We start from the raw sequence: 26672 nt of genomic DNA, 5'->3' as shown, positions 1-26672 counted from the left end.
CAACCATGCGCAAGCTCGAAACCAAGACCATCGTCGTTGCCAGCCACAATGCCGGCAAGATCCGGGAAATCCAGGACCTGATCGGCCCCTTCGGCTTCACGGCAAAGTCGGCCGCCGAATTGAACTTCGTGGAGCCTGACGAAACCGGCACCACCTTTGAGGAGAACGCAACGATCAAGGCGCTGGCGTCGGCTGAAGCCGCCGGACTGCCGGCGCTGTCGGACGATTCCGGCCTCGTCATCGACGCGCTCGGCGGTGACCCGGGCGTCTACACCGCCAACTGGGCCGAGAAGCCGGACGGCACCCGCGACTTCGCGATGGCGATGGAAAAGGTCGAGGCGGCGCTGGACAAGATCGGCGCTTCGAAGCCGGAACAGCGCACGGCGCGCTTCGTCAGCGTGCTCTGCCTTGCCTGGCCGGACGGCCACACAGAGCTTTTCCGTGGCGAAGTCGAAGGCGTTGTCGTCTGGCCGCCACGCGGCAGCCGGGGTTTCGGCTACGATCCGGTCTTTCAACCTGAGGGCTTTGACACTACCTTTGGCGAGATGAGCGCGGAACAAAAGCACGGCTGGAAGCCGGGCGAGTCAGCAGCTCTGTCGCACCGCGCCCGCGCTTTCAAGATTTTCGTCGAAACCTGCCTAGAAGGCTAAGGGCAAACGTGGACACTTTGAAACAGCCAAAACTGACGCGCGATGCCGCTCTTCTGCCCGACACCGGCGAACCCGGCTTCGGCGTCTACGTGCATTGGCCGTTCTGTGCCGCCAAGTGCCCCTATTGCGATTTCAACAGCCACGTCCGCCACCAGCCGGTCGATCAGGAGCGCTTTACAGCGGCCTTCCTGAAGGAGATGGCGACGGTGCGCCAATTGAGCGGATCGAAGACGGTGACGAGTGTTTTCCTCGGCGGCGGCACGCCTTCGCTGATGAAGCCTTCGACGGTTTCGGCCATTCTCGACGGCATTGCCAAGCATTGGCATCTGCCCGATGGAATAGAAATCACCATGGAGGCGAACCCGTCCAGCGTCGAGGCGGAGCGTTTCCGCGGCTATCGCGCGGCCGGCGTCAACCGCGTCTCGCTTGGCGTCCAGGCGCTGAATGACCGCGACCTGAAGTTTCTCGGTCGATTGCATGACGTTGCCGACGCCTTGAAGGCGATCAAGCTCGCGCGTGACATCTTCCCCCGCATGTCCTTCGATCTGATCTATGCCCGCCCGAACCAGACGGTCGACGAGTGGGAGCGCGAACTGAAGGAGGCGATCTCTTACGCGGTCGATCACCTCTCGCTCTACCAGTTGACAATTGAGGAAGGCACGCCGTTCTACGGCCTCCACAAGGCTGGCAAGCTAGTCGTACCGGACGGCGATCAATCGGCTCTGCTCTACGAGGCGACGCAGGAGATCAGCGCCCGCGAAGGCCTGCCTGCCTACGAGGTATCCAACCACGCGCGCCCGGGTGCGGAAAGTCGCCACAACCTCACCTACTGGCGATACGGGGATTATGCCGGCATCGGCCCCGGCGCCCACGGGCGGTTGTCGCGCGGCAGTATGAAGATCGCCACTGCGACCGAGCGCAAGCCGGAAAGCTGGCTCGATCTCGTCGAGCGCGACGGCCATGGCATCATCGATCAAGAGCAACTTGGCTACGAGGAGCAGGCGGACGAGCTGCTGTTGATGGGGCTGCGCCTGAAGGAAGGCGTCGATCTCGCCCGCTGGCAGCAGCTTTCGGGCCGCGATCCAGACCCGAAGCGTGAAGAATTCCTGCTGGAGCACGGCTTCATCGAGCGGATCGGCAACTCCCGGCTTCGCTGCACGCCATCAGGCATGCTGATCCTCGATTCCGTCGTCGCCGATCTCGCCTGCTAGGCGGGCCGCTTTCTGCCGCGCGAGAATAGGCGTCCGTCGATCGCCGCCAGGCCGATCGCGATCATCGCCATACCGATCAGGTGCTTGGTCTGCATCTGCTCTCCGAGAATAGCCGCTCCGAGCAGGATAGCACTGACGGGGATCAGGAAGGTCACAAGCATGAGGTTCGTTGCGCCTGCCGTTGCCAGGATGCGGAAGAACAGCACATAGGCAATCGCGGTCGACAGCAGGGCCAAGCCCAGCAATGCCATCCAGGTTTCGAATGATGGCACGGCCAGTATCCAGGGTTGGTCGACAACGAGCGCGATCGGCAGCATCAGGGCGGTCGAGGCGGTGACCTGCCCTGCGGCGGGGATTAGCGGCGCCATACCCATCTGGCGAAAACGGCGACCGAAAATACCGGCAAAGGAATAGGAGAGCGCAGCCCCCAGCACCGCAAGCTGCGCCAGCACGTTCGAGCCGAGATCACGCAACACGTCGAAGCCGATCATATAGGCGACACCCGCAAAGCCGACGAGAACGCCGAGCAGGCGGTTACCGGTCATCTTTTCATCGGCAGTCAGGAAGTGCGCGACAACAACGCCGAACAGCGGCGTCGTGGCATTCAGGATCGAGGCAAGGCCGCTTTCGATATGCGTCTGGCCCCAGACAATAAGGCAGAAGGGGATCACGTTGTTCAGGATGCCCATACCGAAGAAGGCCGCCCAAGTCCTGCCGTCGCGGGGCATGAAATGGCCGGTTGCCCGGACGATCACGTTCAGCGCCAGCGCGGCGATCAGAACCCGGCCCATGACGATCGTAAACGGCGGCAGGGTCTTCACCAGAATTCCGGTGAAGAGGAAGGATCCGCCCCATAACAGAGATAGCACCAGCAGCATTCCCCACTCGGCAAAGCCCATCTGTTTCTGCTGCATCATCTTCTCCCTGGTCAGCCTGCCACCGCAATACATCCCGTCACAGGCTGCCGCCACCCGATTGTTGCGCGGCGCGGACGCGCCGACATCCTGGGTAAGGCGCAACAGCGAAGTCGATCCCATGCCCGGTCTCACAGAGTGCCTTTTAAACTGTGAGCATACTGGACGAGCCTGAGAGATTAATGGCCGGGCGCGCCGGTCTTGAAGAGACTGCCGGTCGGCGTGCTCAGGAACATCTCCAGCGGAATGAATTCCTGATGCAGGAAGCCGGCAGATGGTAGCAGGTCGTCGCGCACCATCTCGATCACGGCAACCACCGAGGCCGACGTCGTCCAGGCGATCGCCGTGCGGCGAGCGCCAGCGATCTCGATCGGATAATAGGCGCGGACGAATTCCTTGCGACGCAGGTTGCCGTTCTCCGTGCCCTCCGCCGCCACATGGACATAGACGACATCGTCTTCAACCGGTGGCTTAGCGTTGGTGAGGATTTCGCCGGCGAGTTTGCGTTTGTCGCGCATCAGCAGTTCATGGAAGAAGAAGTTCATCAAATCCATATGTCCGGGATAGCGCATCGTCTTGTAATCGAGGTTCTCGACCTTGCCGAGCAGCGTATCGCACATGGTTCCGATGCCGCCTGACGTTGTGAAGGCTTCGAGCTTGACGCCCTCAACATAGATCGTCTCGTGCCACTCCATCGGGGAGACGAGCTTGCGGATGCCACCCTCGATAACCTCGCAGTCGTTCAGATACTCGTTGACCACGCCTTCGGGCGACCAGTTGAAGGCGTAACCGAGGAGACCTGTCGGGTGCTGCGGCAGGGCACCGACCCGCATGCGAATCGACCGACATTTGTCAAATCCATCCGCAAGGCTTGCCCCTACAATGCCCACGAAGCCGGGGGCCAGGCCACACTGTGGGGCCATCAGCCCGCGCGCAGCCTTGGACAGTTCGATAATGAAATTTGTGGTCGGCACGTCTTCGGTTAGGTCGAAGTAGTGAATGCCCGCAAGATGGGCAGCGTGCGCCAGGCCGATGTTGAGGTGATAGGGTAGGCAGGAAAGCACGGCCTCGACGCTCGAGAGCAATTGGCCAATCACGGCGGGATCGGAGATGTCTTCTCTCCTGCATTCGAAAGGTAGGCCCTCCGTCGGCGCCTGAACATCGACGCCGAGAACGTCGAAGCCTCCCTCATGCAAGAGCGTTGCGGCCAGTCGCCCAACCTTGCCCAGCCCGAGAACAGCGATCCTGTCGAACCTCATCCAGCTTCTCCCCTGTACCGCTAGCCATGCTCCTCCAAGCCAACCTACAGAAGATTGTGCGCAAAAGAAAACGGCCGGAGCGATGCCCGGCCGTCAACTTGCAGGAAAGGTTTCCTGACTACTCGTTGATCAGGCGCTTCAGCAACTCGATCTCGTGCGAGAGCTTCGTGTCGCCGGCAATCAACTCCTCGATCTTGCGAACGGCGTGCAGCACGGTCGTGTGATCGCGACCGCCGAAACGACGGCCAATTTCAGGGAAGGACCGCGGCGTCAGCGTCTTCGACAGGTACATGGCGATCTGTCGCGGTTTTACGATGACGCGGGTGCGGCGGTTCGAGACCAGCTCCTGGCGCGACACGTTATAGTGCCGTGCAACGATGCGCTGGATGTCCTCGATGCGGACACGGCGCGGCTCGCCCGAGCCAACGAGATGAGCAAGAAGCTCATCGACGCGCTCGACCGTCAGGTTCGGTTCGAAGGAGCGGCGGAACAGCAGCTGGTTGAAAGCGCCTTCCAGCTCGCGGCCACTTGCCGTGATATTGCGGGCAACATGATTGAGCAGATCGACCGGGATTTCCAGGGACGGATCCTCGACACGAGCAGCAGCGAGGCGACGCTTCAGGATTTCGAGACGCATCTCGTAATCGGGGGCGTCGAGCTCGATTGCCACACCGCCCTGCAAACGGGAGCGGACACGTGGATCGAGCGATTCCAGCTCCCAGGGAGCGCGATCGGCAGCGACGACGACCTGCTTGGCGCTGTCGAGCAGCATGTTCAGCAGGTGGCAGAACTCGTGCTGGATCATCTTGCCCTGCAGGAACTGCATGTCGTCGATGATGAGAAGGTCGATATTGCGCAGCGAGTCCTTCAGCGTCAGTGCATCATTGTCGCGGATCGCGGTTGCGAAACGCCACATGAAATACTCTGCTGTCAGATAGACGACGCGCAGGGCGCGCGGGTTCTGTACCGCGGCATTGGCGATCGCCTGCAGAAGATGCGACTTGCCGAGACCGACGCTGGAATGGACGAAGAGCGGATTGAAGCGGACAGCGCCCTGTCCAGCTTCAGCAATCGTCTTGGCAGCGGCAAGAGCCACACGGTTAGAGCTGCCTTCGACGAACGTGTCGAAGGTGAAGCGTGAGTCCAGCGGCGAGCCGAAGAGCGGCTGGCCGGAAGTGGCCGGACGGGCTGCAACTGCAGACGACACTGCCTGCTGGGCAATCTGGCCGGCATGCTGCGCCACAGGACGGCGCGTCTGTGCGGCGGCAACAGGCTCTGGGGAAGCCGGCTCTTCAACCGGCTTGCCGACGCCACGCGTTGCCGTGCGAACAAGAATTTCGACTTTCAGAATTTCTGAGTCTTCTGCCTGGAACAGGCTGGTGATCAGCTCAAGATACCGGTTGTTGATCCAGGACTTCAGGAAAGTGGTCGGCACCGTCAGGCGCACGACGCTCTTTGAAACCGAATGCAATTTCAGCCGCGCAAACCAGCTTGCATAGACATCCGGACCGACTTGCGCCTTTAGGCGGGCGCTGACACGCTCGAAAAGTACACCATGCTTCATCTCTCCCTTTTCCCCTGCCGCTTCGGCGCACATAGAGCCAAACGCCTGCGGTTCACTGTCCCCACTCTCCAGGACATCCGCCGTCATTGTATTCATCTGCATCATGCCGCCTTCCATTCGCCGGCCGACTTTGTTTCGTCGCCCGATTATTTCCCCGCTATGGCTAGAAAGTGGCACCCTCATGAGCCACTCGCCTGCCGGTTCACTCAAATACTGCCCCACTCACAGGATGATCCCGGAAAGGCGCGAGCCCGCATCATGCGATTCGGCTGCATTTCCTCGGACTGGATGCCGCTCCTCGCAACACCGGCGTCCAATCGTCCTGCCACGACTTCTCTTCCCCATTCCGGTTTCACGCAATGCGTGCAAACCAACTCACAAAACATCACCGTTCCGCGACAGCCACGTCGCGGTCAAAAATGCTCAAGTGCGTGAAAAACCGGAGACTTAAAACTCTCCGTAACAAGGGGCACAGTTTCATCGCCCCGCCGACGTGGCAGTTTCAGACCAAGCCTTCGCAGGTGATGTCTGGACCCCTTGTTGATCGGCATTTAGGCAGGATCGAATGCGGGAATCAACGATGAATTTTACGCAAAATTAAGAGCGGCCCGTTGACTCCGGGGACAGTTTTTGAGCGTCACATCCGTGTCAAAAAAGAATCGCTTTTGAATCAAGGAGATTCCCCTCGCCGGCATTTTTGACACGCATAAAAAGAAAAAAATAAAAAAGCTTCTTGACTCTGCTCAGACCGCAGATTGTAGGCCCCGAGTCGGGCGAACCTGAAGTATCCTACAACAAGTGTTTGTTATTATTGGATTTTTCGTGTCACACGCTCGACATGAAATTGTCGCCGAGTTAACCATACGGAAGCCAGCCGGCGGAATCGAAAAAGCCCGACAAAGTTGCCGGGCTAATCATAATGATAGGTTTATTAACGAAAGATTATGCGGTCGCAGAAACCGACAGAGCTTTTACACGAGCGGCCAGGCGCGAAACCTTGCGTGAAGCCGTGTTGGAGTGCAGCACACCCTTGCTTGCGGCGCGAGCCAGTTCCGGCTGTGCGGCGAGGAAAGCTTCCTTTGCCTTGGCAGCATCACCGGATGCGATTGCCTCTTCGACCTTGCGAACGAAAGTACGAACGCGCGAGCGACGAGCCTTATTGACGTCGGTACGGCGGGCGATCTTGCGGGTCGCTTTTTTCGCCGAAGTTGTATTGGCCATGGATGCCTCTCTAAGAATTCGAACAAACTCCGTCATCACCGCGGGCCCTGCGGCCACTTAATCCAGCGATGCGGGAGCATAATCGGAAAACCGGAGTGGCTTCCCGAACCGTGGGCGGGCATATAACCCTAAAGCCGACCCACGTCAACGCGCATTTTCAAGGAAACGCCGCCTTTCTCCAAGGGTCAGCGGTTCTTGAAGGTGGGCTTACGCTTTTCGATGAAGGCCGTCATCCCCTCTTTCTGATCTTCGGTGGAAAACAAGCTATGGAAAAGGCGGCGCTCGAAGCGCAGACCTTCATCCAATGTCGTCTCCAAGGCGCGGTTGACGGCCTCCTTCGCCATCAGCACGGACGGACGCGACAGCGAGGCAATCTTGGCGGCCGCCTCAAGTGCCTCGTCCATTAGGCGCTCGGGCGCCACCACACGCGAAACGAGTCCTGCGCGCTCGGCTTCGGCAGCGTCCATCATGCGGCCGGTCAGGATCAGGTCCATCGCTTTGTAGCGGCCGACGGCGCGCGTCAATCGCTGTGTACCGCCCATGCCGGGGATGACGCCAAGCGTGATTTCGGGCTGGCCGAACTTGGCGGTCTCCGACGCGATGATGAGGTCGCACATCATTGCAAGCTCGCATCCGCCGCCGAGGGCAAAACCGCTGACGGCCGCGATCACAGGTTTGCGTACCTTTGCAACATCGTCCCAGCCGCTCATCAGATCGCGGCTGTAGACGTCAACATAGCCAAGCGGCTGCATTTCCTTAATGTCGGCGCCGGCGGCGAATGCGCGCTCGGAGCCGGTCAGCACCATAGCACCAACCGCATCGTCGTCTTGGAAGGCTTCGTAAGCCTGGAGGAGCTCTTTCAGCACGGTCGAATTCAGCGCATTCAGCGCTTGCGGGCGATTCAACGTGATCAGCCCGACCGCTCCACGGGTTTCGACGATCAGTGTTTCATAAGCCATGGACTATCCTCCCGTTATTTTTGGCAGACAGGGCAATAGAAGGTCGAGCGCCCCGCCTGGACGATGCGTGCGACCGTACCGCTGCAGCCGGGCGTGCGGCAAGGTAGACTTTCGCGATCATAGACCGAGAAGGAGTGCTGGAAGTAGCCAAGCGAGCCGTCGGTCTGGATATGGTCCCGCAGAGACGAGCCGCCCGCCTTGATGGCGTCCGCGATGACGTCCCTGATCGAGGCGACCAGAAGTTCCATCTGCTTGGTCGGCTTGCCGGTCTTGGTGACGATTGTCGCCGCCGCCCGCGCCGGACGCAGGTGCGCGCGCCATAGCGCCTCGCAAACATATATATTGCCGAGCCCAGCAATATTCTTCTGGTCGAGCAGCGCACTTTTCAGAGGCTGCGTCTTTCCCATAAAGCGTTCCGCGAGATAGGCAGCGCTGAGCTCGTTGCCCGTGGGCTCCGGTCCGAGGCCGAAGAGGAAGGGATTAAGATCAATCTCCGAACGATGCACCACGTCCATAAAGCCAAAACGGCGCGGGTCATTATAGATGACACGGCTAATGCCGTGCGGTCCCTCAAGATGGAAAATCGCGTGATCGTGCTTTTCGTCCTTCGACTGCAGATGATGAAATTCGCCGGGCCAATCGGAAACCGGCCCCGCCTCGATGCGGAAGGAGCCAGACATCCCGAGATGCGATATGATCGTCGTGCCGTCGTCGAGGTCTATCAGCAAATATTTGGCGCGACGGCCAAGCGCGACGATATTGCGGCCGGTCGCCCGCGCCTCCAGACCCTCCGGAAAGGGAAACCGGAGATCCTTGCGCCGTAGCTCCAGGCGGACGATGCGCGCACCTTCCATGGTGGGAGCAAGCCCGCGTCTGACGGTTTCGACTTCTGGCAATTCCGGCATCTTAACCCATCTATATCTAACATGTTTCAACCAGAGGCGTTGTGCGCTATAGCGCCAGGGTGCCCGCGGCTTTGAGCGTGGCCCACAGATAGCGCCGCGCGCGTCCGTTCGCTATGGTCGCCGCGCCGATTTCAGATAGATGGAGTATTTTGATGTCAGAAAGCCGTACCTCTGCCGAAGGCGGCATGGAAACATCCTACGGCTTCCGCGAAGTGGCGGATGGCGAAAAGCAAGGTCTCGTCAACGAGGTCTTTCATAAGGTCGCCAAACGCTACGACATCATGAACGACGTCATGTCAGTCGGCATGCACCGGGTCTGGAAGGACGCGATGATTACGGCGCTGAACCCGCGCAAGGAGCCCGGCTACAAGGTTCTCGACGTTGCAGGCGGCACCGGCGACATCGCCTTCCGCATCATCGAGGCTTCCAATCGGCAGGCGCATGCGACCGTGCTCGACATCAACGGCTCGATGCTGGCGGTCGGCGCCGAGCGCGCCGCCAAGAAGAAGCTCTCCGACAATCTGACTTTCGTCGAGGCGAACGCCGAGGAGCTGCCGTTCGAGCCGAACAGCTTCGACGCCTATACGATCGCCTTCGGCATCCGCAACGTACCGCGCATCGACGTGGCGCTGAGTGAAGCCTATCGCGTACTGAAGCGTGGCGGCCGGCTGCTCGTGCTCGAATTTTCCGAAGTCGACATGCCGCTTCTCGACCGCATCTATGACAGCTGGTCCTTCAATGCCATTCCGAAATTCGGCAGGGCGATCACCGGCGAGTCCGAGCCCTATCAGTATCTCGTCGAATCGATCCGCAAGTTCCCCAACCAGGAGAACTTCGCCGAAATGATCCGCAAAGCGGGCTTCTCCCGCGTGAGCTTCACGAATTATACCGGCGGCATCGCAGCCCTTCATTCTGGCTGGAAGCTCTGAGGCATGATCCGAGGCACTCCGTTCACCCGCTCGCCTTCGCAGGCAGGCAATCCGGCATGAGCACTCTGGGCGCATATTTCCGGCTTTGGCGCGTCGGCTGGATTCTCGTGCGCGAAGGCGTGATTTCGGCCTTGCCGTCGGACGATCTTCCGCCCTCGATCGGGGTTGCCAAGTCGTTTGTCGGTATGTTCGCGCGCAATCGTTCGAAATCGAAGAAGCGCAGCGACCGACTGGCGCAAGCCGTTGAAAGGCTCGGCCCTTCTTACGTGAAGATCGGGCAGTTCCTGGCAACGCGCCCGGATGTCGTTGGCGTCGAGTTCGCCGACGATCTGTCGCAGCTTCAGGACCGCATGGCGTTCTTTCCGCTCGCCGCCGCCAAGGCGAGTATCGCCGGGTCTCTCGGACGCCCGATTGAGGACCTTTACGCAAGTTTTGGCGAGCCGATTGCCGCAGCGTCGATTGCCCAGGTGCACGCGGCCGAAGTCGATACGCCTGCTGGACGCAAGAAGGTCGCGGTCAAGGTCGTTCGTCCCGGCGTGCGCCAGCGCTTCTCGCATGACATAGAGGCGATGTATCTGGTCGCTCACATGCAGGAACGCTTCATGCCTTCGAGCCGGCGACTGAGGCCGGTCGAGGTCACGAAGACCCTGGAGCAGACGACCAAGGTTGAAATGGACCTGCGCCTTGAGGCGGCAGCCCTTTCTGAGATTGCAGAAAATACCGAGAAAGACCCGGGCTTCCGTGTGCCGAAGGTCGATTGGGAGCGCACCGGCCGCGATGTGATCACCATGGAGTGGATTGACGGCGTGAAGATGTCCGACGTCGAGGGTCTACGCGCCGCCGGCCACGATCTCAACCTGCTTGCCGATACACTGATCCAATCGTTTCTTCGCCATACGTTGCGTGACGGCTTCTTCCACGCCGACATGCATCCTGGGAACCTCTTTGTCGACGAGCATGGCGATATCGTCGCGGTCGACATGGGGATCGTCGGACGACTGGGGAAAAAGGAACGCCGCTTCCTGGCCGAAATTCTCTTCGGCTTCATCACCCGCGACTACATCAGGGTCGCGGAAGTCCACTTCGAGGCCGGCTACGTACCGGGGCACCACAATGTCGAGAGCTTCGCGCAGGCGATCCGCGCGATCGGCGAGCCGATCCATGGTCAACCTGCCGAGACGATCTCGATGGGCAAGCTGCTGACGCTGTTGTTTGAGGTCACCGAACTCTTCGACATGGCAACGCGGCCGGAACTGGTCATGCTGCAGAAGACCATGGTCGTGGTCGAAGGCGTGTCGCGCATGCTCAATCCACGTTTCAACATGTGGAAGGCGTCAGAACCCGTCGTCGGCGATTGGATCCGCAACAATCTCGGTCCGAAGCGGATCGTCACCGATCTCAAGGATGGATTGAAGGCGGCCGTGAAGCTTGCCGAGGCCGCGCCCGAGATTGCCGCCAAGACTGAGAAATTTCATCATCAACTGCTGCAGATGAGCGAGCAGGGGTTGCGGTTCGACGCAGAAACGGCCGATGCGATCGGCAAATCCGAAGCGCGCCACAATCGCTCCGGTCGGTTCGCCCTCTGGATTATAGCGCTTGCCCTTCTCTATATTGCGTGGGTGGTGACCTGATCCATCGCAGCAACGCATGCTGTGTTCGATATTTGGGATATCCCACCCAGTAGCGCCGTCGCATAGTCTCACTTTTCAAGGAGATATGGCAGATGAAGCATGAACGCCCCCGCATCGAACTTTCCGGGCAGCCGCTCAGCTTTGCTGAGATGGTGAGGATCGGATCGGGCAAGGTGGCGCTTTCAGCTTCGACGACGGGCATGGCCCGCGTCGAGGTTGCCCGCGGGATTGTCGAGGACGCGATCAATTCCGGGACGCCCGTCTATGGAGCAACCACCGGTGTCGGCGCCATGAAGGATGTCGAATGGTCTTCCGAAGATGTCGACGCTTTTAATCTGGGGCTGGTGCGTGCACATCACTTCGGCACCGGGACACCGTTTTCGAGCTCCGTCGTGCGCAACGCGATGGCCATCCGCATCAATACCGCACTGACGGGACAAGTCGGTTGCACGCGTGAACTTGTCGATTCCTATATGCGCATGCTGGAGGCCGGCATTATTCCCGTGGTCCGCCGCACCGGCTCTATCGGTTGCGCCGACATTGGCCTCATGGGACAGATCGGCGCTGTATTGACCGGTGTCGGGGAAGCCGTCTATCGGGGCAAGCGCATGCAGGCTGCCGACGCCTTCGCCGCAGCCGGCATGAAACCATTCACTATGGCTCCGCGCGACAGTCTGGCCTCGCTCAGCGTCAATGCCGTGAGCTTCGCGGCGGCAGCGGACGCGACCCGCAATGCCGCAGCTTCCATTCGCGTGCTGCTGGCCTCCGGCATGATGGCCTCAGGCGCGCTTGGCGCTTCCCGCGACCCGTGGCTTTCCGTTCGCCATGTCGGCACCTCCCGGGAGGCTTTGATCGGCTCCTGGCTTTGCAACGCTTCGGACGCCTGGCAGTGGCCGGTCAAAACCCATGTCCAGGACCCGTTGAGCCTGCGAATGATCGCTCAGGTCTTCGGCGCGGTCATCGAGAACCTGCTCACGACAGGCCACAAGATCCTCGCCGCCACTGGACGCTCCGACGACAACCCCGTCGTCGTCGAGGGGCGGGTGATGACCTCGGGCGGATCGCTGCCGCTTGACGTGACGATCCTGCTTGAATCGGCCGCTCTCTGCATGGCGCACGCTGCCCGCAACGCCTTCAATCGCTGCGTCCTGCTCGGCAACGGCCAGCGCCGTGACCTTCCGGTCAATCTCGTGCCGCCGGGCCGTATCGCCACCGGATTCGGCCCGATTATCAAGCTGGCCGGCGAGATCTTTTCCCGCGTGCTGTCGATGTCGAACCCGGTTTCTGCCCAGTCGCTGGTGGTCGCGGCTGGCCTCGAGGACGAGGCTGCCTTCCTACCGTTGGTGATCGAGCGCTTCGAGCGCCAGACGCGCGCGCTGATGCGACTTGCCGCTCTCGAAACGCTGCTTTCTGCGCAAGCCGTGGACATTCTCGGCGACAAGCCGAAAGGCGTCGGCGCGATGCTCTATGACGTTGTTCGCAAGCACGCGGAGTTTTATACGGTCGACCGGCCACTGTCTGCCGAAGTCGAAGCGATCGAGGAAGAACTCGGCTCCGACGCCTTCCTGTCCAAGCTGATAGAAGAGGTGCCGATCGCATCGTTCGACGATTTCTTTGCCCTCGGGTCACTGGAGCGCATCGAGGAACGCCTCACCCAGGAACCGGTTGTCATCTGATCCCTTCAATTCTTGCCACGGAGAAAGCGGCATGGCTGATTTCGATCTCGTTCTGCAGGGCAGGGTCGTTTTGCCGGAGCGCATCTTGGAAGCCGGCTACGTTGCCGTCCGCGATGGCAAAATTGCGGAATTCGGCCTTGGCGTGCCGCCTGGCGCACGCGAGCGCCACCTGCTGGGCAAGGCCTTGATCCTGCCGGGAGCAATCGACGCCCAGGTTCACTCGCTGTCACAGAAGGACCAGGAAGATTTCATCTGGTCGACGCGCTCGGCTGCGGCCGGCGGTGTGACGACCATCGTCGATATGCCTTATGATGAAGGCAACCTCGTCTGCTCGGCGGAAGCTGTAAAAAAGAAGATCGCTCACGCCGGCCCACAGGCGCGGGTCGATTTTGCGCTCTACGGCACCGTGGATCCTGAAGAAGGCGCCAAACGGGTCCCCGAAATGATAGAGGCCGGCGTTGCCGCCTTCAAGTTCTCGACCTTCGGCACGGATCCGAAACGTTTCCCGCGCATTCCCCCTGCTCTGCTGGACGAATGCTTTGCCGCTATCGCGCCGACAGGGCTGACCGCAGGCGTCCACAACGAGGATGACGAGGCCGTCCGCACCTATATGGAGCGCGTGAAAGCAAGTGGGGTCACCGATTGGCGGGCGCATGGACTGTCCCGGCCGCCGATCACCGAGCTGTTGGCTATGCACACCATTTTCGAAACGGGCGCCAATACCGGATGCCCATCGCATGTGGTGCATTGTTCACTCGGGCGCGGCTATGACATCGCGCGCGCCTATCGCCGCGACGGCTTCGAGGCGACGGTGGAATGCTGCATCCACTATCTGACTCTGGACGAAGAAAACGACGTCAAACGCCTAGGCGGCAAGGCTAAGATTAATCCGCCGATCCGACCGCGCGGCGAGGTCGAGGCGCTGTGGCGCAAGGTCGCCGAGGGCAATGTCTGGCTGGTCTCGACAGATCACGTCAGCTGGTCCGAGAATCGCAAGACTAACCCTGATATGCTTGCGAACGCCTCAGGTGTGCCCGGGCTTGAGGTTATGGTGCCGCTCTTCCTCAAGGGTGCCTCCGAGCGGGGCATCCCGCTCACCTGGGCGGCCAAGCTGATGGCAGAGAACCCGGCGAAGCATTTCCGCCTCGATCACGTCAAGGGTGCGCTCACGCCAGGCAAGGACGCCGATATCGTCGTGCTCGAGCCGCGCGAAATGGTCTATGACGCAGCCGCCAGCGGCAACAACGTGGTTGGCTGGAGCCCTTACAACGGCATCCTCCTTCCGTGGACGGTCTCGGCGACCTATCTGCGCGGCAAGAAGATCGCCGATGGCGTGACGGTACTGGCTGAACCGGGAACCGGCCGATTTGTGCGCCCACTGCCAAGGCGGGTGATTGCCGGAGCCGCACAATGAATAGAAACCTGCCGGTGAATCCAGATCGCATTGCAGAGGATATCGACGCCCTGGCCGGGATCACCGAACCCGGCCATCCATGGACCCGTCGCGCCTTCTCGCCGCTCTTTCTCGAGGGGCGCGCCTATATCGAAGCGCGCATGCAGGCGGCTGGCCTCGAGACAAGGATCGATGCAGCCGGCAATCTCATCGGCAAGCGGCGGGGCGCCATCGAAGGGCTCGGCGCGATCATGCTTGGTTCGCATTCGGATACCGTACCGGACGGTGGCCGCTTCGACGGCATTGCCGGTGTGGTGGCGGCGCTGGAGGTCGCTCGTGCGCTTAGCGATCGGGGCATTGAACTTGATCACGACCTGGAGATCGTCGACTTTCTTGCGGAGGAGGTCAGCATCTTCGGAGTCTCCTGTATCGGCAGCCGTGGCATGACCGCGCAACTGCCGGAAGCCTGGCTTTCCCGCGCCACGGACGGGCGTGATCTGGCCGAAGCGATTGCCGGGGTTGGTGGGCGCCCGGGCGTTCTGCTGCAGCAGAACAGGCCGGACATTGCAGGTTTTCTTGAGCTCCATATCGAGCAGGGACCGGTTCTCGAGAACGAGAGGAAGGATGTCGGCATCGTCACCGCGATTGCCGGGATCACCCGGATCGAGATTATCGTCGAAGGGCGCGCCGACCATGCCGGCACGACACCGATGGATAGCCGCTCGGATGCGCTGGTCGCCGCCGCGCAACTGGTTCTCGATATCCGCAATGCCGCAGCCGCTCGTGCGAAGACACCGGGGCATTTCGCTGCGACGGTCGGTGAGTTCCGGATCGAGCCGAATGCAGCCAACGTCGTTCCCTCGAAGGTCGTCCTGCTGATCGATGGGCGGGCAGAGGTCCGAAATGACATGGAAGCCTTCTGCGAATGGCTGGACGAGCATGTCATTAAGTTAGCCATCGCTTACGGAGTGTCGATCAAAAGCCCGATGCGCATCTCCGACAACTATCCGACGCCGAGCGATGCCGGGCTGTTGAAACGGCTCGAAAGGGCATGCGAAACCGTCGGCGCCAAGTATCGGCGCATGGCGTCGGGCGCCGGCCACGACATGGCCTGGATCGCCAAGGTCGCGCCCGCGGCCATGATCTTCGTGCCCTGCAAGGAGGGACGCAGCCACTGCGCTGACGAATTGGCTGACAATGACGACATCAGCCTCGGTGCTGCAGTGCTTTTCGAGGCCGTCATGGACATGGACAAGAGCTTGAAGCAGGAGAATGCCTGATGGGACGCATACTCGTTGAGAAGGATGTCGAAGCCGCCGTAAAGGGCGGGTCGGTCTATGCCGCCGGTGGTGGCGGCTGGGCGGACCACGGCCGCATGCTCGGCTATGCTGCCGTCAATATCGGCAAGCCCGAACTCGTATCGATCGACGAGTTGAATGACGACGACTGGATCGCGACCGCTGCTGCGATCGGCGCACCAGCCTCCACCACCCCGTGGGAAATGCAGGGTATCGACTATGTGAAGGCCGTGCAGCTGCTGCAGGACGAACTAGGCGAGACACTGTCCGGCCTGATCATCGGCCAGAACGGCAAGTCGTCAACGCTGAACGGCTGGCTGCCCTCCGCAATCCTCGGAACCAAGGTCGTCGACGCCGTCGGCGATATGCGCGCGCATCCGACAGGCGACATGGGCTCGATCGGCATGGCGGGTTCGCCCGAACAGATGATCCAGACCGCGGTCGGCGGAAACCGCGCTGAAAACCGATACATCGAGCTCGTCGTCAAGGGCGCAACGGCGAAGATCTCACCGATCCTGCGGGCGGCCTCCGATCAGTCAGGCGGGTTCATTGCGAGCTGCCGCAATCCGCTGCGTGCATCTTATGTGCGCGCCAACGCAGCACTCGGTGGCATCTCGATGGCGCTGGCGCTGGGCGAGGCAATCATTGCCGCGGAGAAGATAGGCGGCTCGGCCGTGATCGATGCCATCTGCAAGACAACCGGCGGCCAAATCCTCGCCGAAGGCATCATCACCAAGAAGGACGTCGTCTATACAAGGGAGGCCTTCGACATCGGCACGATCGTCGTAGGCTCCGGCGACAAGGCGGTGACCATGCATGTGATGAACGAATACATGGCCGTCGACGATATGGAGGGCAAACGGATCGCCACCTTCCCCTCCGTCATTACAACGCTGTCGCCCGAGGGCGAGCCGCTGAGCGTCGGTCAGTTAAAGAGCGGCATGCATGTCTTCATCCTACATGTGCCGATGAGCACCATTCCGCTGTCTGCCAGCGTTCTCGACCCGACCGTCTATCCCCCGGTGGAGAAGGCGATGGGCATCGAGCTTGCGCGCTATGCGCTTCTGCCAAAGGCCTGACATCATGGCACGGGACATCGGCCTCGAGGAACTGCTGAAAGAGGAGCTGGGCACAGTGTCCGGCCTCAGCGAGAAGCCGATGTTCGGCGGGCTAGCCTTCCTGCTCGACGGGAATCTCCTTTGCGGCGCCCGACAGGACGGTATGCTGATCCGTCTTGGCAAAGGCAATGACGACTGGGCGCTCGACTTGCCCGGCGCCGCGCAGATGCTTTCCGGCGGCCGTGCAATGCACGGTTGGGTCAGGGTCGGCGCGGAGATTTATGGCGATGACAATATACGGCGCCATCTCCTCGAGGCAGCCATTGCGTTCGTGCGCTCACTACCCGCCAAGTGAACGGAAGCACCGAGACCCCAAAAAAGACAGAGACAGAGGAACGACCAAGATGCCGAAACCCAATCCACGTCATCCGAAATTTCCAGTTCCGGGCGGACCGGAGCTGCGCGCCAAGGGTTGGCGGCAGGAGGCTCTGCTGCGGCTTCTCGAAAACGTTCTCTCCGTCGGCGAGGATCCTGACAATCTCATCGTTTATGCCGCGCTCGGCAAGGCAGCGCGCAGCTGGGCGGCGCACAGGGGCATCGTCAAGGCACTGATAGAAATGGACGAGGACCAGACGCTGCTCATCCAGTCCGGCAAGCCAATCGGCCTTGTGAAGACGCACGCAAAGGCGCCGCTGGTCATTATGGCGAACTGCAACATCGTCGGGCAATGGGCCAAGGCCGAGGTCTTCTACGAACTGCAGCGCAAGGGGCTGATTTGCTGGGGCGGGCTGACGGCCGGCGCTTGGCAGTATATCGGCAGCCAGGGCGTCATCCAGGGCACGTATGAAATCTTCATGCGCATTGCCGAACGTCGGTTCGGCGGCGATCTCTACGGGCGCTTCGTTCTGACGGCGGGTCTGGGGGGCATGGGTGGCGCGCAGCCGCTCGCCGGTCGCATGGCGGGTGCCGCCATCCTATGCGTCGACGTCGATCCCGAGCGCGCGAAGAAACGGCAGGAGATCGGCTACCTGCAGGAAATCGCGCCGGATCTCGATACGGCGCTTGCCATGATCGACGCCGCTGTGAAGGAGAAGCGAGCGCTTTCTGTCGGTCTCGTCGGCAACGCGGCGGAAGTCTACCCTGAGATCGCACGGCGCGGCATCGTGCCTGATATCGTCACCGACCAGACGTCTGCGCACGATCTTGTCTACGGTTACGTGCCGAAAGGCATGAGCCTTGCGCAGGTTCGCGAAATGCGCGACGACGGCCAGGGACAGTTGATGGCGGCAAGCCGCGCCTCGATCGTGCAGCATGTGACCGCCATGCTGGACTTCCAAAAGAACGGCTCCGAAGTCTTCGATAACGGCAACCTGATCCGCACCCAGGCAAGAGAAGGCGGAGTCGCTAATGCCTTCGACATTCCGATCTTCACCGAAGCTTATCTTCGGCCACTCTTTGCGCGGGCGATCGGTCCCTTCCGCTGGATGGCACTATCGGGCGAAGAAAGCGATATCGCCCGGATCGATGATCTGCTTCTGGAGATGTTCCCCGAGAACAAGATCATCACCAACTGGATCCGGCTGGCGCGCGAGCATGTGCCTTTCGAGGGGCTGCCGGCCCGTATTGCCTGGCTTGGCCATGGTGAACGCACGATGCTCGCCCGCCGGGTCAACCAGTTGGTTGCAAGCGGTGAGCTGAAGGGGCCGGTCGCCTTCTCGCGTGATCATCTCGATGCAGGCGCAATGGCGCATCCGAACATCATGACCGAGCGGATGAAGGACGGCTCCGACGCGATCGCCGATTGGCCGCTGATCGATGCCATGATGCTCTGCTCGTCTATGGCCGATCTCGTGGTGGTTCATTCCGGCGGGGGAGGCTACGCCGGCTACATGACGAGCTGTGGCGTGACCATCGTGGCAGATGGCACCGATGCCGCGGACGAGCGGCTCGACCATGCGCTCACCAACGACACAGCGCTTGGCGTTATGCGCTATGCCGATGCCGGCTATGACGAGGCGTTGGACGAGGTCGCCAAGAAGGACGTCGCCTATATCCGTCTTGGATAGTATCGCAGCGCGGTTGCATCACCCGAATTTTTCGTCGGATTACGCTATAGCGTGACGCAAAGGATCGATCGCGCGGCGCGCCTGACTGATAGGTATCAGATGTCGAACCGACGCTGCCTTCTAATGAACGGACCTCGCCATGCAGGCTCGCACCTACGGTACGCTCCTCGTCAGCATTGCTACGATCATGTGGAGCACCGCGGGGCTCTTCGTCCGGGCGCTCGATCTCGATGTCTGGACCGTGCTCGGATGGCGATCACTGTTTGGCGGGCTGGCGCTGGCAATCATCATCTTTGCAAAGAAGCGGATCAGCGCGGAGGCCGGCAAGGTATCGCTGTATTTGTATCCGCTGTTTGGTCTCATGGCCGCCATTTCGATGTATGGCTATATCGGCGCGTTGAAGCTGACGACCGTTGCCAACGTGCTTGCGATCTATGCCACCGTTCCGTTTGTCGCTGCGGCCATCGCTTATCTCTGGATGAGGGAGAAGATCAGCAGGCGCGTGCTGATCGCGAGCCTCATCGCCTTTGTCGGCGTCCTTATCGTTGCAGGCTTCAGCGCGAGGCCTCAGGACATCGCCGGCAATGCGCTGGCCTTCCTGATGACGCTGACCTTCAGCGTTTTGCTCGTGGCAGCGCGGCGCTACCCCGCGCTGCGGCTGGCGCCGGTCAACGCGCTTGGGTCTGGCTTCTGCGTGCTGCTCTGCCTGCCGCTGATGTCGCACGTGATGCCGAGCCCCCAGGAAATCCTCGTGCTTGCCCTCTTCGGATCGACGACATCGGGAATCGCCTATCTGCTATTCATGACCGGTGGTCGCTATATTCCGTCGAGCGAGGCTGGGCTGATCGGTTTGCTCGATGTCGTGCTCGGTCCGCTCTGGGTCTGGCTCGTCTTCTCCGAGACGCCAGCTCTTTCCACGATCATCGGTGGCGGGATCATCCTGATCTCCGTCTTTTGGTACCTGTGGAGCGGCGTGAGAGGGGCTCCGCCGCGGCGAACCTTGAAGAATGTTTAGTCAGTTTACGATCGCCTCCGCCGTTGCCAACATTGCGGCCGCGAGCGCCGCGATCATTCCGATAGCCAGCAGCGAAAGCGTGAAGGCAACAACGCCATTCCAGCGATCGGCGCCCCAGGAATAGCCTCCGACCGAACCGGCAACACTGGAACCGATGTAATAAGACAGTAGATAGAGCGCGGAAGCATGCCCCTTGGTCACGAGGGCAAGGCGGCCGACAAGGGCGCTCGCAACCGAGTGCGCGATGAAGAAACCCGACGTCAGCAGCACAATGCCAAGCACGATTAGCGGCAAGGCGGATGAAAGTGTAACCGCCACGCCGGCGGCGGCAATCGCAATGCCAGCCGGCAGCACAATGAAATGGCCAATCCGATCTCCAAGCAGGCCCGCGATCCAGGATGCGGCGATTCCAAACAGATAGACCGTGAAGATCAGGCCGAGCTCGGTCTGGTTGAGACTGTATGGTGGCTGAACGAGGCGAAATCCAATGTAGTTGTAGACCGTGACGAAGCTGCCCATGGCGAGAAAGCCGATAGCAAAGAGCAACGGCATCGCCGGATTACTGATATGGCCGACCCACGCCCTCAGGTGAAACCGAGCGTCAAAAACCTTGCACGGCGTAAAATTGCGCGATGCGGGGAGCAGCAGGACGAAGCCGATTGCCGCGGCAAGGCCAAGCACGCCAAGCGAACCCAATGCAATACGCCATGATGAAAATTCAGCAAGCATGCCGGTAACGACGCGGCCAGCCATACCACCGAAGGCATTTCCAGCGATATAGAGGCCCATCGAAGCGCCAAGTCCACGCGGATCGATTTCCTCGGAGAGGTAGGCCATCGCAACGGCCGGCACACCACCGAGCAACAGCCCCTCAAGCGCCCGGACGACAAGCAGGGCGTGCCAACTCGGCACGAGGGCGCAGGCGATCGTGCACAGGGAAGCACCAAGCAGAGAGACGAACATCAAGCTGCGACGGCCGAAGCTTTCGGAGACGGCCGCCGCACAGAAGATGGCGACGGCGAGGAAACCGGTAGACAGGGACAACGACAATGAACTCGCGGCAGGGCTCACTGCGAAGTCCGTGGCAAAGATTGGCATCAGTGGCTGCACACAATAGAGAAGAGAGAAGGTGGCAAAACCGGAGAGGAAGAGTGCGAGGCTTGCGCGTCGATGGGACGATGTACCGCGCAGCAGAAACTGCTTGTCCTGCAGTTCCGCCGTCCTTCGCAGCAGGTGGAGATTTGGACGCGGGTGGATTTCGGAGACGTCGAGAGGCTTGTCTGCGGCGCGTTGCATGAGGGTACCAACCTTTCACGCCTTTTGATCTAGCCAGCGGGACTCCATTTGTCCAATATATGAAGTTGCTATTCTTCATAGCTTTTGGAGATACCGATGGAGTTGCGCCATATCCGCTATTTCTTGGCCGTGGCCGAAGAGGGAAATTTCACCCGCGCAGCGGCGAAGCTCGGCATCGGTCAGCCGCCGCTCAGCCAGCAAATCCGCGACCTTGAGAACGAGATCGGAGCCGCGCTTTTTCATCGCGTTCCACATGGTGCGGAATTGACGGAGGCAGGCAGCGCCTTTCTGCCGGAAGGGCGCGCTGCCATCGCGGCTGCCGAGAAAGCGAAGCTTGCCGCAAAGCGCGCAAACCGTGGCGAGACAGGGCGGCTGGCGCTCGGCTTTACCGCATCCTCTGCCTTCAACACGGCGGTCAGTGGCACAATCCGTCGCTTTCGCGGACAGTGGCCGGATGTCAGCCTTTCTTTGACCGAGATGAACAGCAATTGGCTGATGGAGAAGTTGCTGCGGCAGGAAATCGACGTCGCCTTCCTCAGGCCTGGTCTAGAGGATCCGAAAGAAGTCGTCCTTAAGCGGCTTGCGGACGAGCCGATGCTGATCGCCCTGCCGGTACGCCACCCCCTTACAAAATACGAGACAGTCCCGCTCTCTGCACTTGCGGGCGAACCGTTCATCTTGTTTCCGCGCACGTTTGGTCTCAGTCTCTATGATGACATCGTGCGCGGCTGCCGCGATGCGGGTTTCGAGCTCGTCGTGACACAGGAGGCGCCGCAGATCCCTTCCGTCGTCAACCTTGTCGCCGCCGACCTCGGCGTGTCGATCGTACCGGCCTCGATCGCCCATCTGGCACTCGACGGCGTGGCCTATCGAGCGATTGAGGGACCGCCGCTAGTGGCACGTCTAGGGCTTGCGATGCTGAGGGCGCAGCGGTCACGCGTCGCCGCAAACATGATGAGCCTCATATGATCAGCCGGCAGGATCCCAGTAGGGCGGATCGCCAAAGGTTTTGCGCAGGTGATCCGCTACAGCGCGCAGCTTGGCGGAGGGATTGCGGCCCTCCGGATGCGCCATGTAGATGAATTCGGCTTCTGGTCTGTACCCGACATCGATCTCCTGCAGCTCTCCCGAACTTATTGCGGGACCCGCAATGAATGCTGGTAAAAGCGCGATGCCAAGCCCCGCGGCGGCGGCATCTCGGATCATGTCGCCATTGTTCATGCCGACGGCCTGGCTTGACCGCACGACGATTGCCCCATCCGGCGTCTGGAACCGCCAGTCCGCGACACCCCGATTGGTATAGAAAATGCCTTTGTGGCCATCGAGATCGGCAAGGGTCTTCGGCACACCATTGCGGCTGAGATAATCCGGCGATGCCACCAAAAGCCTGCGGCTGCGGCTGAGCTTCCACACGACCAGCCGGGAATCGACGATCGGGCCATGGCGGACCACGGCGTCATAGCCTTGCGAGGAGACGTCGACGCGGCGGTCGTCGATGTCGAGCACCAGCTGAATTTCCGGATGGGCGGCAAGAAACGGATAAAGCGCAGGGCCAAGATGCATGCGCCCAAAGGTGACGGGCGCTGCAATCCGCAACGGGCCGGACAACGTGCCGCGCCGTACCGCCATCTCAGCGGTGGCCTCCTCGATTTCCTGAACGATCCGTGTCGCGCGCTTCAGAAAGGCCGCGCCGTCTTCCGTCAAGGTGAGTTTTCGCGTGGTGCGATGCAGGAGCACTCCGCCAAGCGACTTTTCAAGCTCCGCCAGCCGCTCGCTGACGACAGATTTTGACAACCTCAAGCGCCGGGCGGCCTCGCTGACCGAGCCGGATTCCACGATCGCCACGAACGCCGTTATTCCCTCAACCCTGATCATCGTTCGGCAAATCCGAATTCGAGTTCCACCATTTGAAGACTAATCCGAACGAAAGGAAAATGCCATCTTCAGGCTATCGAAAGGGACGGCAATCGCCATCCCACAAACCACACTGGAGATGGAACAATGAATCGCTTGAATGGAAAAGTCGCCATCGTCACCGGCGCCAGTGCCGGCATCGGCCGGGCAACAGCAAAGCTCTTTGCCGCCGAAGGCGCGAAGGTCGTGGTCGGCGCTCGCCGCCAGGCAGAGCTAAACAGCCTTGTCGAAGAGATCAAGACAGCCGGCGGAGAAGCTGTGGCCGTTGCCGGCGATGTTCGCTCGGAAGACTATCACAAGGCGCTGGTCGCCACCGCCGTCAATCGCTATGGCAAGCTCGACGTTGCGTTCAACAATGCTGGCATCCTTGGCGAAGCCGGGCCTAGCACCGGTGTTTCGGAGGCCGGATTCGCCGAGGCTCTGACGATCAACTTGACGGCGTCCTTCCTGGCTGCCAAGCACCAGATCGCGCAGATGGAAAAGAACGGCGGCGGCTCCGTCATCTTCACATCGACCTTCGTCGGCTACAGCTTCGCCTTCCCGGGCGTTGCAGGTTATGCCGCCAGCAAATCCGGCCTGATTGGCCTGACACAGGCGCTCGCCGCCGAATTCGGACCGAAGAACGTTCGCGTCAATGCGGTCCTGCCGGGTGCGGTCGACACGGACATGTACCGTGAAATGAACAATACCGAAGGCAAGCAGAATTTTGTAACCAACCTGCATGCACTGAAGCGCGTTGCCGCCCCGGACGAGCTTGCCCGCTCGGTGCTCTACTTCGCATCCGACGACTCCAGCTTCGTTACCGGCACAGCCTCGCTCGTCGATGGCGGCGCCTCGATCACCCGCACCTGAGTTCTATAGATGTTCGCTCGGATGGGAGACGCTCTCCGGAAGAGCGGAACATCGTAGCCGATTTTCATTGCTTTCTTCGCCCGCTAAAGGGTGCTCGTCAAACGCGAATACAAGGATCCAAGACAATGACTCGTTTAGAGAACAAGACAGCCCTCATAACCGGCGGCACCAGCGGCATAGGCCTCGAAACTGCACGTCAATTCATCGCCGAAGGCGCTCGTGTCTCGATTACCGGCAGCAGCGAGAAGAGCGTAGCGGCCGCGCGTGCTGAGTTCGGCGACAAGGCCTTGGTCATACAGGCAGATGCCGGCAACGCAGCCGGCCAGAAAATCGTCGCCGGTGCGATCAAGGAGGCCTTCGGCCATCTCGACATCCTGTTCGTCAATGCCGGCGTGGCCGAATTCGGCCCGCTCGAACAATGGAGTGAGGGAGCCTTCGACAAGTCGATCGCGATCAACGTCAAAGGTCCGTTCTTCCTCATTCAAGCTCTGCTGCCAATTTTCTCGAAGCAGGCATCCATCGTTCTCAACACGTCGATCAACGCCCATATCGGCATGCCGAATTCGAGCGTGTACGCCCTGACCAAGGGCGCACTGCTGACGCTCGCAAAGACCCTCTCCGGTGAACTGATCGGCCGCGGCATTCGCGTCAACGCCGTCAGCCCCGGCCCGATTGCGACACCACTTTATGGCAAGTTCGGCATGTCGGAAGCCGACGCCAACGCCATGGCTTCGCAGATCCAGGCGCAAATCCCGGTCGGCCGCTTCGGCGACGCCGGCGAGGTTGCCAAGACGATCATCTTTCTCGCTTCCGATGAAGCTGCCTACATCGTCGGCAGTGAGCTCGTCATCGATGGCGGGATGAGCAACCTCTGAGCATCGAGACCCGACAGGATTCCTAAGAGAAGCCACGGAACTTTCCTCGACGGCCTCTCTACTGCATAAGACTGGGGGGGACGCGAGACTGCCCAGATCCCTCTCAAATCGACCGCAACCTTCTGGATCGAACATAGAGCCGGTCCAAGCCGAGCATGGACACCAGCGACAAGCCGACCAGCGGGAAGAGCACCCCGCCGATAGCGAGAATCGCAATAAGGACGCGAAATATGCGCTTGTCGGCCGGCATAGGTGGAACGCCGAGCGATCCAGCCGGGCGCCGTTTCCACCACATCACCGCAGCCGACGCCGCAAGCAGGATGATCGCCACACAAGCGGCAAGCAGCACGACCTGGTTCGCAAGTCCGAATTGCTGACCGAGATGTGTGTTGATGCCCCATTCGAGTGATTTGCCCAGAGGACCGTAGTCGGCATAGCTCATGTCGATCAGCGGCGTTCCGGAATACTGGTCGAGATGCACGACCCGCTGCCGGGAGAGATCGTCGGGATAGACCGAGCCGGTAAACACGCCATCCGCTTTGGTCGGCATGTTGACGACGTAGCCACGATGCAGGCCAAAACGGTCGAAGGTGGCGACAGCGTCGTCGAGACCGATCGGCTGAGCATGATGCGCGTGCCCGGGAGACTGCGGTACCTGCGCCTGCTCCAGCGACCACGAGGTCTTGGCAATGTGATCGAGATGCTCGTCGGACATCGGTACGGCGACGCGCACCCCTGCGGGATAGCCGAAATTATTGCCGTTCGCCCATTCATTGACTTTGCCGCCCCAGACCCCTGACCAAGGCATGCCGGTAATCGCCAGAAAGACGATGAAGAAGCCGACGAGGATCCCGGTCACGGCGTGCATGTCCCGCCAGAAGACCCGCCGCTTCGGCGTGCCGCGAACGGAGAGAACACCACCGGTCTGTCGACGAGGCCATAGATAGATGCCCGTGACGACGAGGAGGATCGACCATCCGGCGGTGATCTCGATGAGCATGCGTGCGTGGTTCCCGAAATATTTGAGGCTGTGAAGGTTGCGGATCCTCCACATGACGGTGCCGTGATCCGGTAATGCGCCCAGCACCTCAGCGGTGTAGGGATTGACGTAGACGACAAGTCTGCCTTCCCCTTGTGTGCCAACGGTGATTTCGGCGGAGGCATCGGGCGTGGCCGGGTCGGTGAACTTGACCGCGATCCCGGGGTGGACGGCGAGGGCGGCGGCCACCATCGCTGAAGGTGCCGCCCGATTTATGCCCGGCTGCGCTTCGACCCGTTTGAGATCGGAATGGATCGTCGCCTCGATCTCATCCTTGAAGAGATAAATGCCGCCGGTGATTGCCAGTGTGAACATGAAAGGCAGGACGAGCAGGCTTGCGTAAAAATGCCAACGCCAGACGGCGCGGTATAGGTCGGAGGCGGAGCGCGAAGCGCCAACGCTCTCGCGACCGACAATGAGATCGGACATAGAGGACTCCCAACGAAAGAAAATCGGCCTCTACGCAAAGCGTGGAGGCGGGCGACGACGACGTCAGGACATGATTGGAGGCGCACGTGGTTCGGCGATCCGTCCGCGTAATGCAAGCCAAACGACTTCATCCACTCGGATCATTGCATCGATCGAAGTCTCGACCGCGACATAAAGAGGCCCCGCCTGCCCGCCGAGAATTGCCGGGATCGCCGCCGATGCCAGCCGGCAAAGCGTGCCACGCGGGCATTCAGGCGCTTTCTTAGCCGGCAAATTGCCGTGGAGGGCGTCATTAACGGAACCATGTCCAACTGAGGAGCAAATCGCGGCGGGATCAGCGGCGGGAACCGCCATGGCGCCCTGCGCAGCCCCGGTCAGCAGCCCCTGGATCAAAAGCAGGCAGGCAAGCAACAGCGCGACGGCGCTGGCCGATACTCGATCCCGCAAGATGCTGCGCATGGTCCCCATGTTTCGCTCATGCCACAGGAAGGCGGCATTGTCACTGCGACCGATGCTTC

The 26672-nt window shown here is 60.8% G+C and carries 24 protein-coding genes; 14 read left to right on the top strand and 10 right to left on the bottom strand.

Annotated features, from left to right (window positions below; genetic code table 11):
- The first annotated feature begins 5 nt into the window (after positions 1 to 5).
- Positions 6 to 650, top strand: coding sequence for an RdgB/HAM1 family non-canonical purine NTP pyrophosphatase (gene rdgB, locus BN77_RS05940; RefSeq protein WP_007529493.1), 645 nt, complete (start codon positions 6 to 8; stop codon positions 648 to 650).
- A gap of 8 nt (positions 651 to 658) precedes the next feature.
- The gene (gene hemW / locus BN77_RS05935) at positions 659 to 1861 is read left to right on the top strand and encodes a radical SAM family heme chaperone HemW (protein ID WP_007529491.1); all 1203 of its coding nucleotides are present in this window, start codon (positions 659 to 661) and stop codon (positions 1859 to 1861) included.
- On the opposite strand, the gene BN77_RS05930 is transcribed toward hemW, so the two are convergent.
- The 6 genes from BN77_RS05930 to mutM all read right to left on the bottom strand — a co-directional run bounded on the left by BN77_RS05930 (position 1858) and on the right by mutM (position 8683).
- A complete protein-coding gene (locus tag BN77_RS05930) occupies positions 1858 to 2775 on the bottom strand; it encodes a DMT family transporter (RefSeq protein ID WP_007529489.1) in 918 nt (305 codons plus the stop codon). The two genes, hemW and BN77_RS05930, sit on opposite strands and share 4 nt — an antisense overlap.
- A gap of 179 nt (positions 2776 to 2954) precedes the next feature.
- Positions 2955 to 4034: a saccharopine dehydrogenase family protein gene (locus tag BN77_RS05925; RefSeq protein WP_007529487.1), complete on the bottom strand. Its 1080-nt coding sequence runs from the start codon at positions 4032 to 4034 to the stop codon at positions 2955 to 2957.
- A 118-nt stretch (positions 4035 to 4152) separates the two neighbouring features.
- Positions 4153 to 5700: a chromosomal replication initiator protein DnaA gene (gene dnaA / locus BN77_RS05920; RefSeq protein WP_040677595.1), complete on the bottom strand. Its 1548-nt coding sequence runs from the start codon at positions 5698 to 5700 to the stop codon at positions 4153 to 4155.
- Between the two features lie 840 nt (positions 5701 to 6540).
- Positions 6541 to 6819 (bottom strand): 30S ribosomal protein S20, encoded by a 279-nt coding sequence (gene rpsT, locus BN77_RS05915; RefSeq protein ID WP_007529484.1) that lies wholly within the window; start codon positions 6817 to 6819, stop codon positions 6541 to 6543.
- A 185-nt stretch (positions 6820 to 7004) separates the two neighbouring features.
- Positions 7005 to 7778, bottom strand: a complete 774-nt coding sequence (locus BN77_RS05910) for an enoyl-CoA hydratase (protein ID WP_007529481.1) — start codon at positions 7776 to 7778, stop codon at positions 7005 to 7007.
- Positions 7779 to 7792: 14 nt separating this feature from the next.
- Positions 7793 to 8683 (bottom strand): bifunctional DNA-formamidopyrimidine glycosylase/DNA-(apurinic or apyrimidinic site) lyase, encoded by an 891-nt coding sequence (gene mutM / locus BN77_RS05905; RefSeq protein ID WP_007529479.1) that lies wholly within the window; start codon positions 8681 to 8683, stop codon positions 7793 to 7795.
- Positions 8684 to 8835: 152 nt separating this feature from the next.
- Here mutM and ubiE point away from each other — a divergent pair, with 152 nt between their 5' ends.
- The 9 genes from ubiE to BN77_RS05860 all read left to right on the top strand — a co-directional run bounded on the left by ubiE (position 8836) and on the right by BN77_RS05860 (position 19749).
- A complete protein-coding gene (gene ubiE / locus BN77_RS05900; protein ID WP_007529477.1) occupies positions 8836 to 9612 on the top strand; it encodes a bifunctional demethylmenaquinone methyltransferase/2-methoxy-6-polyprenyl-1,4-benzoquinol methylase UbiE in 777 nt (258 codons plus the stop codon).
- A 56-nt stretch (positions 9613 to 9668) separates the two neighbouring features.
- Positions 9669 to 11243, top strand: coding sequence for a 2-polyprenylphenol 6-hydroxylase (gene ubiB, locus BN77_RS05895; RefSeq protein WP_007529474.1), 1575 nt, complete (start codon positions 9669 to 9671; stop codon positions 11241 to 11243).
- A gap of 92 nt (positions 11244 to 11335) precedes the next feature.
- On the top strand, positions 11336 to 12919 hold the full coding sequence (locus tag BN77_RS05890; protein WP_007529472.1) for an aromatic amino acid lyase: 1584 nt from the start codon (positions 11336 to 11338) through the stop codon (positions 12917 to 12919).
- 31 nt (positions 12920 to 12950) lie between these two features.
- On the top strand, positions 12951 to 14333 hold the full coding sequence (locus BN77_RS05885) for a dihydroorotase (protein WP_007529470.1): 1383 nt from the start codon (positions 12951 to 12953) through the stop codon (positions 14331 to 14333).
- The gene (locus tag BN77_RS05880) at positions 14330 to 15592 is read left to right on the top strand and encodes a Zn-dependent hydrolase (protein WP_007529467.1); all 1263 of its coding nucleotides are present in this window, start codon (positions 14330 to 14332) and stop codon (positions 15590 to 15592) included. The genes BN77_RS05885 and BN77_RS05880 overlap by 4 nt, the downstream gene beginning before the upstream one ends.
- Positions 15592 to 16689 carry a DUF917 domain-containing protein gene (locus tag BN77_RS05875; protein ID WP_007529465.1) on the top strand — a complete coding sequence of 366 codons (1098 nt, stop codon included), beginning with the start codon at positions 15592 to 15594 and terminating at the stop codon, positions 16687 to 16689. The genes BN77_RS05880 and BN77_RS05875 overlap by 1 nt, the downstream gene beginning before the upstream one ends.
- A 4-nt stretch (positions 16690 to 16693) precedes the next feature.
- Complete coding sequence (locus BN77_RS05870) at positions 16694 to 17023, top strand: TfoX/Sxy family protein (RefSeq protein ID WP_007529463.1); 330 nt, start codon at positions 16694 to 16696, stop codon at positions 17021 to 17023.
- Between the two features lie 49 nt (positions 17024 to 17072).
- The gene (locus tag BN77_RS05865; protein ID WP_007529461.1) at positions 17073 to 18734 is read left to right on the top strand and encodes a urocanate hydratase; all 1662 of its coding nucleotides are present in this window, start codon (positions 17073 to 17075) and stop codon (positions 18732 to 18734) included.
- A gap of 139 nt (positions 18735 to 18873) precedes the next feature.
- The gene (locus BN77_RS05860; protein ID WP_007529459.1) at positions 18874 to 19749 is read left to right on the top strand and encodes a DMT family transporter; all 876 of its coding nucleotides are present in this window, start codon (positions 18874 to 18876) and stop codon (positions 19747 to 19749) included.
- On the opposite strand, the gene BN77_RS05855 is transcribed toward BN77_RS05860, so the two are convergent.
- Positions 19750 to 21045: an MFS transporter gene (locus BN77_RS05855; RefSeq protein ID WP_007529457.1), complete on the bottom strand. Its 1296-nt coding sequence runs from the start codon at positions 21043 to 21045 to the stop codon at positions 19750 to 19752. It lies immediately after the preceding gene.
- A 96-nt stretch (positions 21046 to 21141) separates the two neighbouring features.
- Here BN77_RS05855 and BN77_RS05850 point away from each other — a divergent pair, with 96 nt between their 5' ends.
- Positions 21142 to 22014, top strand: coding sequence for a LysR family transcriptional regulator (locus BN77_RS05850; RefSeq protein WP_007529455.1), 873 nt, complete (start codon positions 21142 to 21144; stop codon positions 22012 to 22014).
- On the opposite strand, the gene BN77_RS05845 is transcribed toward BN77_RS05850, so the two are convergent.
- Complete coding sequence (locus BN77_RS05845; RefSeq protein WP_007529453.1) at positions 22015 to 22920, bottom strand: LysR family transcriptional regulator; 906 nt, start codon at positions 22918 to 22920, stop codon at positions 22015 to 22017.
- 126 nt (positions 22921 to 23046) lie between these two features.
- Here BN77_RS05845 and BN77_RS05840 point away from each other — a divergent pair, with 126 nt between their 5' ends.
- On the top strand, positions 23047 to 23811 hold the full coding sequence (locus BN77_RS05840) for an SDR family oxidoreductase (protein WP_007529451.1): 765 nt from the start codon (positions 23047 to 23049) through the stop codon (positions 23809 to 23811).
- Between the two features lie 125 nt (positions 23812 to 23936).
- Positions 23937 to 24686 (top strand): SDR family oxidoreductase, encoded by a 750-nt coding sequence (locus BN77_RS05835; protein WP_007529449.1) that lies wholly within the window; start codon positions 23937 to 23939, stop codon positions 24684 to 24686.
- Between the two features lie 103 nt (positions 24687 to 24789).
- Here BN77_RS05835 and BN77_RS05830 read toward each other — a convergent pair whose 3' ends face one another.
- Positions 24790 to 26154: a PepSY-associated TM helix domain-containing protein gene (locus BN77_RS05830; protein ID WP_007529446.1), complete on the bottom strand. Its 1365-nt coding sequence runs from the start codon at positions 26152 to 26154 to the stop codon at positions 24790 to 24792.
- Between the two features lie 63 nt (positions 26155 to 26217).
- Positions 26218 to 26622: a hypothetical protein gene (locus tag BN77_RS05825; protein WP_007529444.1), complete on the bottom strand. Its 405-nt coding sequence runs from the start codon at positions 26620 to 26622 to the stop codon at positions 26218 to 26220.
- Positions 26623 to 26672 lie beyond the last annotated feature (50 nt).

Origin of the sequence: Rhizobium mesoamericanum STM3625 (assembly GCF_000312665.1) — a bacterium.
GTDB classification, from domain to species: Bacteria; Pseudomonadota; Alphaproteobacteria; order Rhizobiales; family Rhizobiaceae; genus Rhizobium; species Rhizobium mesoamericanum.
Note: the sequence above shows the minus strand (reverse complement) of the source record. Positions and strands in the feature narration are given on the sequence as shown.